The sequence below is a fragment of the Sphingobium sp. MK2 genome (genome assembly GCF_040170545.1).
Classification (GTDB): domain Bacteria; phylum Pseudomonadota; class Alphaproteobacteria; order Sphingomonadales; family Sphingomonadaceae; genus Sphingobium.
Genome location: NZ_JAZDXA010000010.1, coordinates 13822 through 30205, shown reverse-complemented (window position 1 = coordinate 30205; position 16384 = coordinate 13822). Strand labels below are relative to the sequence as shown.

Below are 16384 nucleotides of genomic sequence, written 5' to 3'. Positions count from 1 at the left end.
AACACTTAATATTGTGCTGTCCTTGTCGTCGCGCTGAATAGCTGGCGACCGGCTTGCATCGGCGCGCGCACTGTCCGACAAGCCTTCCCATGTTGCTCAACTTTCTCGACGCCCTGCGTGCGGCCGGCATTCCCGCCAGCATCAAGGAGCATCTGCTGCTCCTCGAAGCGCTCGACCGCGACGTCATCGCCCGCCGCCCGGAGGATTTCTATTATCTCGCCCGCGCGACCTATGTGAAGGATGAGGGCCTGCTCGACCGCTTCGATCAGGTCTTCGCGCAAGTCTTCAAGGGCGTGTTCAGCGCGGAAGGCGTCGAGGCCGACATCCCCGAAGAATGGCTCCGCCTCGTCGCGGAGAAATATCTGAGCGCGGAAGAGATGGAGAAGATCAAGTCGCTGGGTGACTGGGACGAGATTATGGAGACGCTCAAAAAGCGGCTGGAGGAGCAGAAGGGGCGGCATCAGGGCGGCAATAAATGGGTCGGCACCGGCGGCACCTCGCCCTTCGGCCATGGCGGCTATAATCCCGAAGGCGTGCGCATCGGCGGCGAATCGCGCCACAAGCGCGCGATCAAAGTCTGGGAAAAGCGCGACTTCGCCAATCTCGACAACACGCGCGAACTGGGCACCCGCAACATCAAGGTCGCGCTGCGCCGCCTGCGCCGTTTCGCCCGCGAAGGCGCAGCCGATGAACTTGACCTCGACGAGACCATCCGCGGCACCGCGCGCCAGGGCTGGCTCGACATCCGCATGCGCCCCGAACGGCATAATGCGGTCAAGCTGCTGCTCTTCCTCGACGTCGGCGGATCGATGGACCCGTTCATCACGCTCTGCGAAGAATTATTCTCGGCCGCGACCGGCGAATTTAAAAATCTGGAATTTTTCTACTTCCATAACTGCCTCTATGAAGGTGTGTGGAAGGACAACCGCCGCCGCTTCGCCGAGCGCACGCCGACCTGGGACATTCTCCACAAATATGGCCATGACTATAAGGTGATCTTCGTCGGCGACGCGGCGATGAGCCCCTATGAGATCAGCCATCCGGGCGGATCGGTCGAACATATGAACGAGGAAGCAGGTGCGGTCTGGCTCGAACGGGTCGCCCACACCTACCCCGCCACCGTCTGGCTCAACCCAACACCGCAGGCCCATTGGGGCTATAGCCAGTCCACCCGCCTTATCCGCGACCTGATGAACGACCGCATGTATCCGCTGACGATCGAGGGGATAGACGAGGCGATGCGGGAATTGACCCGGAAGCGGTAAATTGGTCCATTTCGGATGGATGGCCCTTCCTGATGCCATATGGCGTCGAAACGGTCCAAACTCCCGTTGTTACGCCTCCGGTATAGGATCAGCCTTCTCTTCGCCAAACAGGTGGGAGAAGGCTCATGCGCGTCATCTATATTATTCCTGTACTTGCTCTGTCTTTGCCAGCGCCTTTGCTGGCGCAGGATGAAGAATGCACGGCCCAGGAAAAGGCCGTGAACGAAATCACCGGCCTGTTTCTCAAAGATCAGAATGATTTGAACAGTCGGTCGAAAAGCATTCAGGATGACGCGGACAAGGTCGGCATATCTGGCTCCGTGGACCTCAAGATGGTCGAGCAGAAATGGATTTTCGATATCCCGACCGTGGTGATGAAGACCAAGGCGATGGCGCTCGATCTGCCGCAAGTCACCATGAATTTACGCACCTTGTCTTGGGACAACCCCACCATCGTGATGCAGCCAAAGCCGATGGGGCGCTATCCCGAATTTTATTGCAAGGGCGGCTGGATTCCCAAATGCACGGTTAAATGGAAGGACATCATCACCCATGTCCCCGTCACCGAAATGCGGCGGAAAGAAATCAAAATGCACATTCCTGAAACGAAGATGGCGCGCACTGATTTCAAGATGGACATTCCCGAAATTCATTCGGATCGCAAAGAATGGTTCGTCAAAGTGCCCGAAGTCACGCTTGTCAATGTCGTCGTCGAAGCCGAAAAGCTCAAATCGCGCGGCGACGCCCTGGGCGCGGATGCCATGGCCTTGGCCTCCCGCCAGAAAGAGGTCGCGGCAGAGCGCACGGCCGCCCTGTTCCTATGCCACATCACCAGCCTGCAAGCCAAACGGACGGATGTTGCCACCCAGTTCGAAACAGCGCTGGGCAGCATCGACGGCGCGATCGACATGATCCAGAAAAATGGCGGCAATCCGAGCAGTCTTGTCACGGACGCTGGCGGGCCGCCTACCAATTTGCTGGCGCAGCGGCTGGAACTGATTGCCCAGCGCGATCTCGCGCTGAAGCAGATCGACGAGGCCCTGAACATATTGCAAAAGGATCAGGTGCTTCAGGTTGAAAAGACGATCGCGTGACACAAAGCGCGGCCTTGCTCATCAGGGGCAAGGCCGCGCCTTCACACCTTGAACACCACCCCGCCCGTCATCGGCTGCGGCACGCCCGTCGTGCCCGGAAAGCTGATCGGCAGCCCCAGCAGCGCCCGCACCGCCATATAGGCAAAGCCCTGCGCCTCCAGCGCATCGCCGTCCCAGCCCAGGCCATCGACCGGCACCACGTTCAACCCCGTCTGCGCCCGCAGCATCGCCATCAAGGTCGCATTATGCCGCCCCCCGCCCGCGACATGGATGCAGGCGGGGCGTACCGCCAGGTGGTCGATCGCGCGCGCCACGGTCGCGGCGGAAAAGGCGGTCAGCGTCGCCGCGCCATCCTCCAGGCTCAGGCCCATTACCGCTTCAATGGTAAACGCTTCCCGGTCGATGCTCTTGGGCGGCGGCAAATCGAACCAAGGATCGGCCAGCATCGCCGCCAACCGCGCTTCATCGACGCGCCCCCGCCCCGCCGCCGCGCCGCCTTCATCATAGGCCGCATCGCCCTGCGCCTGCATCCAATTGTCGATCAGCCCGCTCGCCATGCCGGTGTCGAACGCGACCAGATCGCCCTCAGTCCCGATCGCGGTGATATTGGCCACGCCGCCCAGGTTCAGGATCGCGGCGGGCTTCGCCAGCCCATCGGCGAGCGCGCGATGATAGACCGGCATCAGCGGCGCGCCCTGCCCGCCCACCGCCACATCGGCGCTGCGCAAGTCGCCAACCACCGTAATGCCAAACGCTCCCGCCAGCGCTGCGCCGTCCCCAATCTGCCAGGTCCAGCCCCGGTCGGGCCGATGCGCCACGGTATGGCCGTGAAAGCCGATCACGCCGATATCCTGTGCCACATGCCCGCTACGCCCCAACAGGTCCGCGACCGCCTCGACATGCAATGCGGTTAGCTCGCTCTCGACCGACGCGATCAGCGGCTCGAACCCCGGCGCGTCCATCGCCATCGCCCTCGTACAGCTTTCCGCCAGCCGCACGCGAAACCCGTCCTCATAGGCTTTGGCGTGAAAAGCGACCGGCGTCACCGCCCCCTCTCCGTCGGTCTCGATCAGCGCCGCGTCGATGCCATCGCGCGACGTCCCGGACATCAGGCCAATTGCCAGCATTCATTGAACTCCGTTCGCCCTGAGCCTGTCGAAGGGCCGTTCTGAAACAAGAAAGAGGCTTCGACAAGTTCAGCCCGAACGGATGAGGGACTTTTCGCCACGCATCGCCAATGCTACAGGCGCGGCCCATGAGCAACTATCAGTCCGATCTTCTGCGCCTGCTCGAAGCGCGCGGCTACATCCACCAGCTTACCGACGCGGCCGGCCTCGACGCCATGGCCACAAGCCAAGTGGTGCCGGGCTATATCGGCTTCGATCCCACCGCCCCGTCGCTCCATGTCGGCAGCCTGGTGCAGATCATGATGCTGCGGCGGATGCAGCAGGCCGGGCACAAGCCGATCGTGCTGATGGGCGGCGGCACGGGCAAGATCGGCGATCCCTCGCTGCGCGACGAGGCCCGCTCGCTGCTGACGGTCGACAAGATCGCGGACAATGTCGCGAGCATCAAGCGTGTATTCGAGCGCTTCCTGACCTTTGGCGATGGGCCGACCGACGCGGTGATGGTCGACAATGCCGACTGGCTCGACAAGCTCGAATATATCCCCTTCCTGCGCGACATCGGCCAGCATTTCTCGGTCAACCGGATGCTCAGCTTTGATTCGGTCAAGCTGCGGCTCGACCGCGAACAATCGCTCAGCTTCCTCGAATTCAACTATATGATCCTGCAGGCCTACGATTTTCTGGAATTGTCGCGCCGTGCATCCTGCCGCCTGCAAATGGGCGGATCGGACCAATGGGGCAATATCGTTAACGGCATCGAACTCGCCCGCCGGGTCGATGGCACCCAGGTCTTCGGCCTCACCTCCCCGCTCATCACCACAGCGGACGGCGGCAAGATGGGCAAGACCGCCAAAGGCGCGGTGTGGCTCAATGCCGACGCGCTCTCGCCCTATGATTATTGGCAATTCTGGCGCAACACGCAGGATGCCGATGTCGGCCGCTTCATGCGCTTGTTCACCGACCTGCCGCTGGAGGAGATTGCCGAACTCGAACAGCTTGGCGGCGCGGAGATCAATCATGCCAAAAAACTGCTGGCCGATGCCGCCACTGCCATGGCCCATGGCACGGACGCCGCCGCCGCCGCCGCCGAAACGGCGCGCAAGACGTTCGAGGAAGGCGCATCCGACGCCAACCTGCCGACCGTCAGCTTGGGCACCGACGGCCTGACCGTCGTTCAGGCGACCGCTGGCCTTGGCTTTGCGCCATCGAACAAGGAAGTCCGGCGCAAACTGGCTGAAGGCGCAATTCGCGTGAATGGTCAGGTCGTGACCGATCCGGCCATGATGTTGAACGCAGGCGATAAATTGAGTTTCGGCGCGAAAAAGCATGGAATGATCATCGCCTGACGGGGAATAGAGTCTAAGCCGGAAATTAACCGTCTCTGGCAGGTTTATGTTCACTGGCGGCTGCGCACGCTGCTGCCATGTCCTCCTTATTCGCCAATCTCGACCATGTCCTGCGCTCGCGTGACCCCGCCGTCGATCAGCGGCGCGCGCCGCGCGATCTGGTTGATTTGCTCAGCCATGTCACGGCGCGCCACCGCGCCCATAGTGTGCGCATCATCAACCTGTCGCCGCTCGGCCTCATGTGCCGCAGCGATGAAGCCTTGGGGGTTGGCGAGCGCATCACCGTGTGGCTCCCGCTGGTGCAGGATATGCCTGCCGACATACGCTGGGTCGAAGATGGCCGGATCGGCATGGAGTTTATCGAGCCGATCAAGCCGCGCATTTACGACGCGCTGATGACGCTCATTCCCCCGCGGCAGACGGCCTGGTAAAAGGCGCCATCGCCGCCCCCTCCGCCGTCTCGATCCGCTGGCGCCCGCGTACCAGCGCTTCGGGCATTTCGGTCCGCAAAAAGTCCAGCATCGCCTCGCGCACATCACAGCGCAGGTCGAACGCCACCCCGGCATTGCGCGCCGACAACAGGCAGCGCAGTTCCAGCGCATCGGCGCGATGGTCGGTCACCTGCAACAGCGCGACGCGCCCGTCCCAACGCGGGTTCGCCTTCGTGACCTCGACCAGCTTGTCGCGGATGCGCGCCACATCGGCGGTCGGATCGACATAGAGGAACACTGTGCCGAGCAGGTCCGACGTCTTGGTCGTCCAGTTCTGGAACGGCTTTTCCAGAAAATAGGACACCGGCACAACCATCCGTCGATCGTCCCAGATGCGGACCACGACGAAGGTCAGCGTGATATCCTCGATCCGCCCCCATTCGCCTTCCACAATCACCACATCGTCCAGCCGGATCGGTTCGGAAAAGGCCATCTGGATGCCCGCGATGAGGTTCTTGAGCGCAGGCTGGGCTGCCGCGCCCACTGCCAGGCCCACCAGACCCGCCGACGCCGCGAGCGTCACGCCGATCGTCCGCACGCCGGGGATCGCCATCAGGATCATCGCGATCACCAGTACCGCGACGATGCTCTGGGCAATGCGATAGAGGATGCGAACGCGGGTATGCCGCTGGCGCGCTTTCAGATTATCTTCGACATTAATGTCCGACCCGCGCTCGATCATCACCCGGATGGCGCGCATCAGCCGCAACAACATCCAGCCGACCAGCAGCGCGAACACCATCTTCGACCCGATCGACCAAAGCCCCTCGACGCGCGGCCCCAGATCCAGCGGCTGCACCCCCGCGCCCAGCGCCAGCAACACCACCAGCCACCGCGTCGGCTGAAACAGCGCGGGCAGCAGCACCGGGTCCATCCGCTGCCGCACAAGCCGCAACGCGATCGCGTAGAGCGCCCAATGGATCAGAAACGCGGACACCACCGCCGCCATGATCGAGAAGGCGGCGGTCGATGTGATATGGGTCAAGCTGATGTCGGTCATGCAGGGGCAACGCGACCAAGCGGGCATTTGTTTCGCAGGTGCAGCATAACTTCCGAGGGTTTGGGCTTCTTTCCTCCCCGCCCGCTTGCGGGAGGGGCAGCGAGACTTAATGACCCCGGCCCTTCGCCGGGGGAATTTAGTCGCAGCGGGGCGGGTCAACGCACCGTCGCGTCTGCCCACCCCCTAACCCCCTCCCGCCAGCGGGAGGGGGAATAACAAGCATTCTTAATGATCAGCGTCGATTGAACGCGATTGTCTCACTTGCTGCAAAGGGAGGCTTGACGACGGCTTCATACCAATCAGTGCGAAAATCGGGAAGCACCGCAAGATAAGTAATGAGATCTTCCCAGCCCTTTTCTTCCTCATGGAACGTCCAAACACGACCAGCCGCTTTTACATCGCAGCAGATCAGATCGGTAATAATCTCATCCCGTTTGTAGAAAACGACCGCATCAATATCGGGTAGCGGCAATTGAGCGAGAATGGATGGCGTAATGGTCATCGCGTCATGCTGACCTGCGGACAGGATATCCGCAGTTCGTAATCACGATATTTTCGAACGACAGCCACAACAAACTCACCCTCCCCTCAGCAACCCCACAGCCGCATCCTTCTCGAACAGATACAAGCACACCCGCGCCGCCTGCCCCCGCGCGCTGTCCAGCCCGCCGTCGCGCTCAATCAGCAACCGTGCGTCATCGCGTGCCGGGTCGATCAGCGCCGCCATATGTTCAGGCGTCGCCAGCTTGAGCGCCGCCTCGCCCGATTGCCGCGTGCCCAGCACTTCGCCCGCGCCGCGCAGCCGCAAATCTTCCTCGGCGATCAGAAACCCGTCATTGGTCTCGCGCATCAGCGCCAGCCGCGCGCGTGATGTCTCGCCCAGCGCGCCGCCCCGGATCAGCAGGCACACCGACGGCTTGTCGCCGCGCCCCACCCGCCCGCGCAACTGGTGCAACTGCGCCAGGCCGAAGCGTTCGGCCCCCTCGATGATGATCAGGCTGCTATTGGGCACATCGACGCCCACCTCGATCACCGTGGTCGCGACTAATATCTGCGTGCGGTTGGCGGCAAAGGCCTCCATCGCCGCATCCTTGTCCGGCCCCTTCATCCGGCCATGGACCAAGCCGACCGCCTCGCCAAATCGCAGCCGCAGCGATTCCGCCCGCGCCTCGGCCGCGGCCTGATCGCTCGTCTCACTTTCCTCGACCAGCGGGCACACCCAATAGGCCTGCCCCCCGCTCCCCACATGGCGGGCCAGCGCATCGACCACCTCGTCCAGTCGCGTCGCGGCCATCACCACCGTCTGGATCGGCTGCCGCCCCGGTGGCATTTCGTCCAGCTTGGACACTTCCATCTCGCCATAATAGGTCAGCGTCAGCGTGCGCGGGATCGGCGTCGCCGTCATCACCAGCAGATGCGGCGCCTGCGCCGCCTTGTTGGCCAGCATCATCCGCTGCGCGACGCCAAAGCGATGCTGCTCGTCGATCACCGCCAGCCCCAGCGCCTTATACTGCACCTTTTCCTGAAAGATCGCATGGGTGCCGACCAATATGTCGATGCTGCCATCGGCCAGCCCCATCAACGTCGCCTCGCGCACCTTGCCCTTGTCGCGCCCGGTCAGGATGGCGATCTCGACCGGCAGCCCGGACGCCATCTTGCGCAGCGTCTCATAATGTTGCCGCGCCAATATCTCGGTCGGGGCCAGCATCGCCCCCTGCATCCCCGCTTCGACCGCATTGAGCAGCGCCATCAGCGCCACCAGCGTCTTGCCAGACCCCACATCCCCCTGCAGCAGCCGCAGCATCGGCGTCGCCTGCGCCATGTCACCCTCGATCTCGCCGAATGCGCGCCGTTGCGCCCCGGTCGGCGCGAAGGGCAGCTTCAACATCGCCCGCAACCGCCCGTCGCCCGCGATCGGCACGCCTCGCCGCCGCCGCGACGATTGCCGCACCAGCATCAACGCCAGTTGCCCCGCCAGAATCTCGTCATAGGCCAGCCGCTCGCGCGCCTGGGCATCGGACGGATCGGCATGAATGCGCGTGAGCGCCGCGCGCCACCCCGGCCAGCCCTTTTGCGCCAGCAGGCTGGGTTCGATCCATTCGGGCAGGTCGGGCGCGCGAGCCAGCACCTGCGCCACCAGATCGCGCATCCGGTTGTTGGTCAGCCCGTCGGACAGGCCATAGACCGATTCGCGCGCAGGAACGCTGCCCGCCTCGTCCGGTGGCAGCACATCGGGATGCACGATCTGGAGCGTCTCGCCATAGCTTTCCAGCTTGCCCGACACGAATTTCGCCTCGTTCAGCGGCAACAGCTTGCGCGGCCAACCGCTATTCTTGCCGAAATAGACGAGCGACACATAATTGCCGTAGCGATCGGTCGCCTGCACCCGAAACGGCGTCCGCGCGCCGCCGCTGGCCTTATAGTCCACCGGCGTCAGTTCGATGCCGATCACCCGCCCCGCATCGGCCATGTCCAGTTCGTCGGTCAGGTGCCGGTCGACCCAACTGACCGGCAAATGAAAGGCGATATCGACCGCACGCGCCAGCCCCAACCGCTCCAGCGGGCGGGCCAGCGCCGGGCCAATGCCCTTAAGGACAGAGATTTCGGCAAAGAGCGGATTGAGAATATCGGGTCGCATGTCTATCTGCTGCGCTCTAGCTTAGCCGGGTCGGTCATACAAACACCCCATCGGCTTTTTCCGCGTGCCCGCCAAAGGAACAAATTGTGAACGACAATCCCCAGATGCGCCGCATGAAATTCCGCGCCTGGCACCGTGGCACGCGCGAAGCGGACTATACCGTGGGCGGCTATTTCGAACGCTATCATGCCGAATGGAATGAAGCCGACATCGCCTGGTTCGAACGCTTCATGGACGAACAGGATGCCGACATCATCGGCTGGGCCTTGGGCACCATCCCCGTGCCCGACGAATGGAAAGGCCCGATGATGGACAAATTCCTGAAACTCGATTTCGTGAAGATCGAGAACTGATCTGCTCCCCTCCCGCTTGCGGGAGGGGCCGGGGGTGGGCCTGCGCTACCTCTGTTCGACCAGCCCACCCCTAACCCCTCCCGCTTGCGGGAGGGGGACGAGTAGTGACAATGACCGATCTCCAAACCATCCTCCGCGCCAAAGCCCCGCTGACCCTGTCGGGCGTGCCTGCCGGGTTCCAGCCCTGGCTGCTCGCTGACATCGCCCGCGCGGCCTATGGGTCGGGTCAGGCGCGCGCGCTGTTCATCGCCGCCGATGAGCAGCAGATGCGCGCCATCGCCGACACCGCCCATTATTTCGCGCCAGAGATCGGCATCATCGAAATCCCCGCCTGGGATTGCCTGCCCTATGACCGGGCCAGCCCCTCGCTGCGCGCCGCCTCGGCGCGTCTGGCGGGCCTCCACGCGCTACAAGCCGCGCCCAAGGCACCGCAACTGGTCGTCACCACGCTCGCCGCCATGACGCAGCGGACGCTCACCCCCTTCCGCGTGCGGCAACTCGTCGCGCATCTCGCGCCCAAGGAGCGGATCGCGATCACGCGCCTCGCCGCCATGCTCCAAGGCAATGGCTATGTCCGTACCGACACCGTGCATGATCGTGGCGAGTTCGCCATTCGCGGCGGCATTGTCGACCTCTTCCCCGGCGGCGAGGACCAGCCACTCCGCCTCGACTTTTTCGGCGACGAGATCGAAACCGTCCGCCGCTTCGACCCGGCCGACCAGCGCACCACCGGCAGCGTCGATGGCTTCACCCTGCTCCCCGCCTCCGAAGCGTTGCTGGACGAAGAGACGATCAAGCGGTTCCGCAGCCGCTATCGCGAAACCTTCGGCGCGACCGCAACCGGCGATCCGCTCTATCAGGCGGTCAGCGAAGGCCGCCGCCTCGCGGGCATGGAACATTGGCTGCCCTTGTTCGAGGAGAAGCTGGTGCCGCTCGCGGACCATATCGGCGCGGATACCGTCATCATCCGCGACCATGGCGTCGCCGGAGCCGCCGATGCCCGGTTCGAAGCGATCCGCGACTATCATGCCAACCGGGTGCAGGCCAAAACCTCAGACCCCGGCGCCTATCGCCCGCTCAAGCCCGACCTGCTCTATCTCGACACCGCCGAATGGAATGCCGCCGTCGCCACCTGGCCGATGCACGCCACCACCCCCTTCCACGAACCCGCCAGCGCCGATGTGCTGGACTTCGCGGTCGATGGCCCGCGCGACTTCGCGCCGGAACGCGCGCAAAATATCAACATCTACGAAGCGGTCGGCAAACATATCGCCGCGCTGCAACGCGCCAAGAAAAAAGTGGTGATCGCCAGCTATTCGGGCGGCGCGCGCGAACGATTGTCCGGCCTGCTGCTCGACCATGGCGTCAAGCGCCTCGCCGCCGCCGATGGCTGGCAGGAAGCGCTTGGGCTAGCCGCCAATGGCAGTGTAACGCTGACCGTCCTGCCGCTCGACCATGGCTTTGCCGCCCCCGATGTCGCGGTCCTGACCGAACAGGATATGCTGGGCGACCGCCTCGTCCGCCGCGCCAAGCGCAAGAAGAATACCGACGCCTTCCTTGCGGAACTCGCCACCCTGTCGCCCGGCGACCTCGTCGTCCACATGGACCATGGCATTGGCCGCTATGAAGGGCTGACCCAGATTCCGGTCAGCAAGACGGCGCATGATTGCGTCGCCTTGAGCTATGCGGGCGGCGACAAGCTGTTCGTGCCGGTCGAAAATCTCGAAGTCCTCTCCCGCTACGGATCGGACAGCGATGGCGTCGGCCTCGACAAGCTGGGCGGCGAAGCCTGGCAGCGGCGCAAGGCCAAGATGAAGGAGCGCATCCGCGAAATCGCGGGTGAATTGCTCAAGACCGCCGCCGAACGCGCGCTGCGCGCCGCCACCGTCGCCGAACCCGATGTCGCGGGCTACCCCGCCTTTGTCGATCGCTTCCCCTATCAGGAAACCGAGGATCAGGACCGCGCGATCAGCGACGTGATCGAGGATCTGGGGTCGGGCAAGCCGATGGATCGCCTCGTCTGCGGCGATGTCGGCTTCGGCAAGACAGAAGTCGCCCTGCGCGCCGCCTTCGTCGCGGCGATGGCGGGGATGCAGGTCGTCCTCATCTGCCCCACCACCCTGCTCGCGCGCCAGCATCATATGCAGTTCGAAGAGCGCTTCCGCGGCTTCCCGGTCAATATCGGCCGCCTCTCCCGCCTCGTCCCCGACAAGGAGGCGAAGGCGGTCAAGGCGGGCCTCGCCGATGGCACCGTCGATATCGTTGTCGGCACCCATGCGCTGCTGACCAAGGGCATCGACTTCAAGCGGCTCGGCCTCGTCATCGTCGATGAGGAACAGCGTTTCGGCGTCACCCACAAGGAACGGCTGAAGTCGCTTAAAACCGACGTCCATGTCCTGACGCTCACCGCCACGCCCATCCCGCGCACGCTGCAAATGGCCATGTCGGGCCTGCGCGAACTGTCGGTCATTCAGACGCCGCCGGTCGATCGCCTGGCGGTCCGCACCTATATCATGCCCTGGGACGGCATCGTCATCCGCGAAGCGTTGCTGCGCGAACATTATCGCGGCGGGCAGAGCTTCTTCGTCGTGCCCCGCATCGCCGATCTCGCCGAAATCGAGGAATTCCTCCGCACGGACGTCCCCGAAATCCGCTCCGTCGTCGCCCATGGCCAGATGTCGGCGACCGAAGTGGAGGAACGCATGTCCTCCTTCTACGACAAGCGCTATGACGTGCTGCTCTCGACCACCATCGTCGAATCCGGCCTGGATATCCCCAGCGCCAACACGCTCATCATCCACCGCGCCGACCGCTTCGGCCTCGCCCAACTCTATCAGCTGCGCGGCCGCGTCGGCCGGTCGAAGACGCGCGCCTATGCCTATATGACGACGCCCGCCAACCGCATCATCACCGAAACCGCGGAAAAGCGTTTGAAGGTCTTGTCGGACCTCGACACGCTCGGCGCAGGCTTCCAGCTCGCATCGCACGATCTCGACATTCGCGGCGCGGGCAATCTCGTCGGCGACGAACAATCGGGCCATATCCGCGAAGTCGGCTTCGAACTTTACCAATCGATGCTGGAAGAAGCGATCATGGATGCCAAGGCGGGCGGCGTCGGCCTCGAAATCCGCCGCGACAGCTTCTCGCCACAAATCAGCGTCGATGCGCCGATCATGATCCCCGACGATTATGTCCCTGACCTTGACCTGCGCATGGGCCTCTACCGTCGCCTCAACGAACTGGAGGACCGCCAGGCGCTCGAATCCTTCGCCGCCGAACTGATCGACCGTTTCGGCAAACTGCCGGCCCCTACGCAGAATCTGCTCAAGATCATCGAGATCAAGCAGAATTGCATGAAGGCCAATATCGCCAAGATCGACGTGGGGCAAAAGGGCGCACTGGTCAGCTTCTTCGAAGACAGTTTCCCCAATCCGGCGGGCCTCATCGCCTATGTCCAGCGGCTCGACGGCGTCGCGCGCCTGCGCCCGGACAGCAAGATCGTCGTCAACCGCGCCTGGGCCGATCCCGCCGCGCGGCTCAACGGCGCCCTGCAATTGTCGAAGGGGCTGGCCAAGGCTGCGGCCTGACCGGGGCAGGACTTTGTCGCTTGTCAGCAATGATCTGGCAACAGTGGATACCTACATCTAGCTCAGGTGATCGGGCAACATAGCCTGACGCCAACAAGCAGGAGAATGACATGAGTTTGACCCTTATCGCCCTGGCGGCCGCGGCCGCCACCCACACCGTTCCACTCACGCATCAGGGCACGCCGGTTCAGGCGATCTACACCGCCCGTGCCGACGTCCAGACACGAACCGTGGGTGCCAAGACGCCCAATCGCATGGACATGCAACGCTGCAACTGGACCGCCACGGTCGTCGTCGACCGCAAGCTGGATCACGGCCCCGCGCTGGCCCGCACCATCGCCAGCGATACCCGCTTTTCGGGCAGCGAGTCTGGGGCCTGCTCGCGTGGCAAAAATCTCGAACAGCGGGTGCTGGCCCAGCATGGCGATCGCATCCATTCGACCTTGATGGCGATGGCCGAGCGCGATCGCGCGCCCTTGATGGCGGAACTGGATTCGGTGCGCGCGCTTGCGTCGAACTGATTTCGCCATGCGGCTGGCATGGGCGGCGGCGCTGGGCGTCGCAGCCCATGCCATTCCCGCGGTCGCGCAGGATCGCGGCCTTGCCGCCACGATCGAAGCCGCCAGTGACGAACGCCGCCGGGGCCTGAGCTGGAGCGATGGCGATCCGGTGCTGCGCGGCACCTTGTCCGTCCCCGTCGCCTCCGGCCTCAGCCTCGATGGCGCAGCCACCACCCTGTGGGGCAGCACCCGCCATGGCGGCGCCGACGCGGCGATCGACATCGGCCCAAGCTGGTCGCAGCAGATCGGCGGCTGGCGGCTGACCGCGCAGGGCCGCTACCATCTTTTCCCCGGTGCCTCGGATCAGGGCTATGGCGAAGTCGGCGCACAGGCGGGCTTCCTCATCGGCCCGGCCAGCGTCGACATCGCCGCTCATTATGCCCCGCGCCAATCGGCGATCGGCGGCGACAATCTCTATGTCTCGGCCGCCGCCGCCGTCGCGGTCCCCGGCACGCCCTTTACCGTGTCGGGCCATGTCGGCCGCTCGTCGGGCAGCGTGCGCGACCCTCTCGCCGCCGCCCGCCTGCGCCCCGATGGCAGCTATTGGGACCATGGCGTCGCGCTCGACTGGTATCGCGGCCAATGGTTCGCCGGCATCCGCTATGCCGGCAGCAGCATCGACGGCCCCGCCCGTACCCATGCCGGCGACCGCCTGATCGCGCGCGTCGGCATCAGCCTCTAAGCGCACACCCATCCAGCGCTTGTCGCGCCCGCCGCAATGCCATAGCGTGCGCGTCTTATCCCAATGGAGGCGCGCGCTATGGCTGTCGAACTGACGATACTGGCATGGTCGATGGTCCTGCTGTTCGTCCACATCTTTGCCGCCGCGCATTTCAAGACCAAACAATATGGCCCGCGCTGGAACATGGGCGCGCGCGACGAAAAACTCCCGCCGCTCCATCCCCTCGCCGGACGCCTCACCCGCGCCCAGGCCAATTTTCAGGAAACCCTGCCGATCGCCATCGTCGCGCTGATCGGCGTGGTGCTGGCGGGCCGCACCAGCGACACCACCGCGCTCGGCGCCTGGATCTGGCTCGGCGCGCGCCTCGCCTATCTCCCCGTCTACGCGCTTGGCATCCCGATGATCCGCACGCTGATCTTCCTCGTCAGCCTGATCGGCCTCGGCATGGTCCTCTGGCCCCTGCTCGGCCTCTGACCCTTGCCCCGCGCGCCCGCGCCCGCTAAGCGGCCGCCCCATGACAGCGCATAAACCCGGCGATCCGACCACGCTCAACCGCCTCTATGGCCGCCAGTCGGGGCACAAGCTGCGCCAGGCGCAGCAGGAACTGGTCGATACCCTATTGCCCGCCGTGTCGGTGCCGGACGAAGGCCCGATCACAGCCGCCGACCTCTTCGGCTATGACCGCCCGCTCCATTTCGAGATCGGCTTTGGCGGTGGCGAGCATATGGCCTGGCGCGCCGACCTGCTGCCCGACCATGGCTTTATCGGCTGCGAGCCGTTCCTCAACGGCGTCGTCACCGCGCTTGGCCATATCCGCGACGGCGCGCTCGGCAATGTCCGCGTCCATATGGGCGATGCCCTGACCGTGCTGAACCGCATCCCCGACGGATCGCTCAGCTTCGTCTATCTGCTCCATCCCGACCCCTGGCCCAAGGCGCGCCACGCCAAGCGTCGGATGATGAACCCCGGCCCGGTCGCGATGATCGCGCGCAAACTCAAGCCGGGCGGGGAATTTCGCTTCGGCACCGATCATCCCGTCTATCTGCGCTGGGCGCTCATGGTGATGAACGGCCATCCCGATTTCGACTGGCTAGCCAGCGACCCCAAGGATTTCCTCACCCGCCCCGGCGGCTGGCCCGAAACCCGTTATGAGGCGAAAGCCCGGCGGCTCGGCCATGAAGTCTGGTACTTCCGTTACCGGCGCATCTGAACGGCGCGGCTGCCCTAATCCGCGCCGGTCAGCATCGCGGCATAGTCAAGCGGGTCGACATTGCTACCAGACAGCACCACCACGCTGACCCCGTCCTGCGGCGGCGCAAGCCCTTGCATCATCGCCGCCAGCGCCACCGCCCCGCCCGGCTCGACCACCAGCTTGAGCGTCGAAAAGGCAAAGCGCATCGCCTCGCGCACCTGCCGATCAGTCACCACCAGCCCACCCGTAACCAGCGCCTTGTTGATGAGAAAAGTCATCGCACCCGGCATCGGGGCCTGCAACGCATCGCAAATCGACCGCGCATCCGCCGCCACAGCCTCGCGCACCCCGCTGCGCAGCGACCGGGCGGTATCGTCAAACCCCGCCGGTTCGACCGTATAGATTGCGGCATCGGGCACCTGCGCCTTCACCGCCGTCGCGATCCCCGCCGTCAGCCCACCGCCACCGCAACACACCAGCACTTGCCCCAGCGTCGCGTCCCGTTCCTTCACCTGCTCGACAATCTCCAGCCCCACCGTCCCCTGCCCGGCGATGATGAACGGATCGTCGAACGAGGGCACCAGCGTCGCGCCGCGCTGCTCCGCCAATGTGGTCGCAATCGCCTCGCGACTCTCGCGCAGCCGGTCGTACGTCACGACCTCCGCCCCCAGCGCGCGCGTATTGGCGAGCTTGATCGCGGGCGCATCGGCGGGCATCACGATCGTTGCCGCGATCCCCAGCAGCCGTGCGGCGTCGGCGACGCCCTGGGCATGATTGCCCGATGACCAGGCGACCACGCCCGCCGCCCGCTCCGCCGCATTCAGCCGCGCCAGCCGGTTATAGGCCCCGCGAAATTTGAACGACCCGGTCCGCTGCGCGCCCTCGAACTTGAGCAACACCCGCCGCCCGCACAGAGCGTTGAGCCGATCATTTTCGATCAGCGGGGTACGGACGGCCGCGGCCGCGATGATCCAGGCAGCGTCGGAAATGTCGGATGGGGTGATGGCAAACGGATCGGGCATGCCGCATCCTAGCGTCATGACCGATCC

The 16384-nt window shown here is 64.4% G+C and carries 15 protein-coding genes; 10 read left to right on the top strand and 5 right to left on the bottom strand.

Annotated elements, in window-relative coordinates:
• The first annotated feature begins 89 nt into the window (after nucleotides 1-89).
• The gene (locus V2I08_RS06410) at nucleotides 90-1265 is read left to right on the top strand and encodes a VWA domain-containing protein (RefSeq protein ID WP_349634370.1); all 1176 of its coding nucleotides are present in this window, start codon (nucleotides 90-92) and stop codon (nucleotides 1263-1265) included.
• 125 nt (nucleotides 1266-1390) lie between these two features.
• Complete coding sequence (locus V2I08_RS06405; protein WP_349634369.1) at nucleotides 1391-2359, top strand: hypothetical protein; 969 nt, start codon at nucleotides 1391-1393, stop codon at nucleotides 2357-2359.
• A 41-nt stretch (nucleotides 2360-2400) separates the two neighbouring features.
• On the opposite strand, the gene V2I08_RS06400 is transcribed toward V2I08_RS06405, so the two are convergent.
• Nucleotides 2401-3486, bottom strand: coding sequence for an anhydro-N-acetylmuramic acid kinase (locus tag V2I08_RS06400; RefSeq protein WP_349634368.1), 1086 nt, complete (start codon nucleotides 3484-3486; stop codon nucleotides 2401-2403).
• Between the two features lie 128 nt (nucleotides 3487-3614).
• On the opposite strand from V2I08_RS06400, the gene tyrS reads away from it, so the two are divergent.
• On the top strand, nucleotides 3615-4832 hold the full coding sequence (gene tyrS, locus V2I08_RS06395) for a tyrosine--tRNA ligase (RefSeq protein WP_349634367.1): 1218 nt from the start codon (nucleotides 3615-3617) through the stop codon (nucleotides 4830-4832).
• A gap of 77 nt (nucleotides 4833-4909) precedes the next feature.
• Nucleotides 4910-5263, top strand: coding sequence for a PilZ domain-containing protein (locus tag V2I08_RS06390; RefSeq protein ID WP_349634366.1), 354 nt, complete (start codon nucleotides 4910-4912; stop codon nucleotides 5261-5263).
• Here the strand turns inward: V2I08_RS06390 and V2I08_RS06385 are convergent.
• The 3 genes from V2I08_RS06385 to recG all read right to left on the bottom strand — a co-directional run bounded on the left by V2I08_RS06385 (nucleotide 5235) and on the right by recG (nucleotide 8961).
• A complete protein-coding gene (locus V2I08_RS06385; protein WP_349634365.1) occupies nucleotides 5235-6323 on the bottom strand; it encodes a mechanosensitive ion channel domain-containing protein in 1089 nt (362 codons plus the stop codon). The genes V2I08_RS06390 and V2I08_RS06385 overlap by 29 nt on opposite strands.
• 232 nt (nucleotides 6324-6555) lie before the next feature.
• Nucleotides 6556-6825, bottom strand: coding sequence for a hypothetical protein (locus V2I08_RS06380; protein WP_349634364.1), 270 nt, complete (start codon nucleotides 6823-6825; stop codon nucleotides 6556-6558).
• Between the two features lie 75 nt (nucleotides 6826-6900).
• Complete coding sequence (gene recG, locus V2I08_RS06375) at nucleotides 6901-8961, bottom strand: ATP-dependent DNA helicase RecG (RefSeq protein WP_349634363.1); 2061 nt, start codon at nucleotides 8959-8961, stop codon at nucleotides 6901-6903.
• Between the two features lie 86 nt (nucleotides 8962-9047).
• Here recG and V2I08_RS06370 point away from each other — a divergent pair, with 86 nt between their 5' ends.
• The 6 genes from V2I08_RS06370 to V2I08_RS06345 all read left to right on the top strand — a co-directional run bounded on the left by V2I08_RS06370 (nucleotide 9048) and on the right by V2I08_RS06345 (nucleotide 15353).
• On the top strand, nucleotides 9048-9314 hold the full coding sequence (locus tag V2I08_RS06370) for a succinate dehydrogenase assembly factor 2 (protein ID WP_349634362.1): 267 nt from the start codon (nucleotides 9048-9050) through the stop codon (nucleotides 9312-9314).
• A 110-nt stretch (nucleotides 9315-9424) separates the two neighbouring features.
• On the top strand, nucleotides 9425-12901 hold the full coding sequence (mfd, locus tag V2I08_RS06365) for a transcription-repair coupling factor (protein WP_349634361.1): 3477 nt from the start codon (nucleotides 9425-9427) through the stop codon (nucleotides 12899-12901).
• A 110-nt stretch (nucleotides 12902-13011) separates the two neighbouring features.
• Nucleotides 13012-13422, top strand: coding sequence for a hypothetical protein (locus V2I08_RS06360; protein WP_096061985.1), 411 nt, complete (start codon nucleotides 13012-13014; stop codon nucleotides 13420-13422).
• Between the two features lie 7 nt (nucleotides 13423-13429).
• A complete protein-coding gene (locus V2I08_RS06355) occupies nucleotides 13430-14143 on the top strand; it encodes a TorF family putative porin (RefSeq protein WP_349634360.1) in 714 nt (237 codons plus the stop codon).
• Nucleotides 14144-14221: 78 nt separating this feature from the next.
• Nucleotides 14222-14617, top strand: a complete 396-nt coding sequence (locus V2I08_RS06350) for an MAPEG family protein (RefSeq protein WP_349634359.1) — start codon at nucleotides 14222-14224, stop codon at nucleotides 14615-14617.
• Between the two features lie 40 nt (nucleotides 14618-14657).
• Nucleotides 14658-15353, top strand: coding sequence for a tRNA (guanine(46)-N(7))-methyltransferase TrmB (locus V2I08_RS06345; RefSeq protein ID WP_349634358.1), 696 nt, complete (start codon nucleotides 14658-14660; stop codon nucleotides 15351-15353).
• A 14-nt stretch (nucleotides 15354-15367) separates the two neighbouring features.
• Here V2I08_RS06345 and V2I08_RS06340 read toward each other — a convergent pair whose 3' ends face one another.
• Nucleotides 15368-16357 (bottom strand): threonine/serine dehydratase, encoded by a 990-nt coding sequence (locus V2I08_RS06340; RefSeq protein ID WP_349634357.1) that lies wholly within the window; start codon nucleotides 16355-16357, stop codon nucleotides 15368-15370.
• Between the last annotated feature and the right edge of the window lie 27 nt (nucleotides 16358-16384).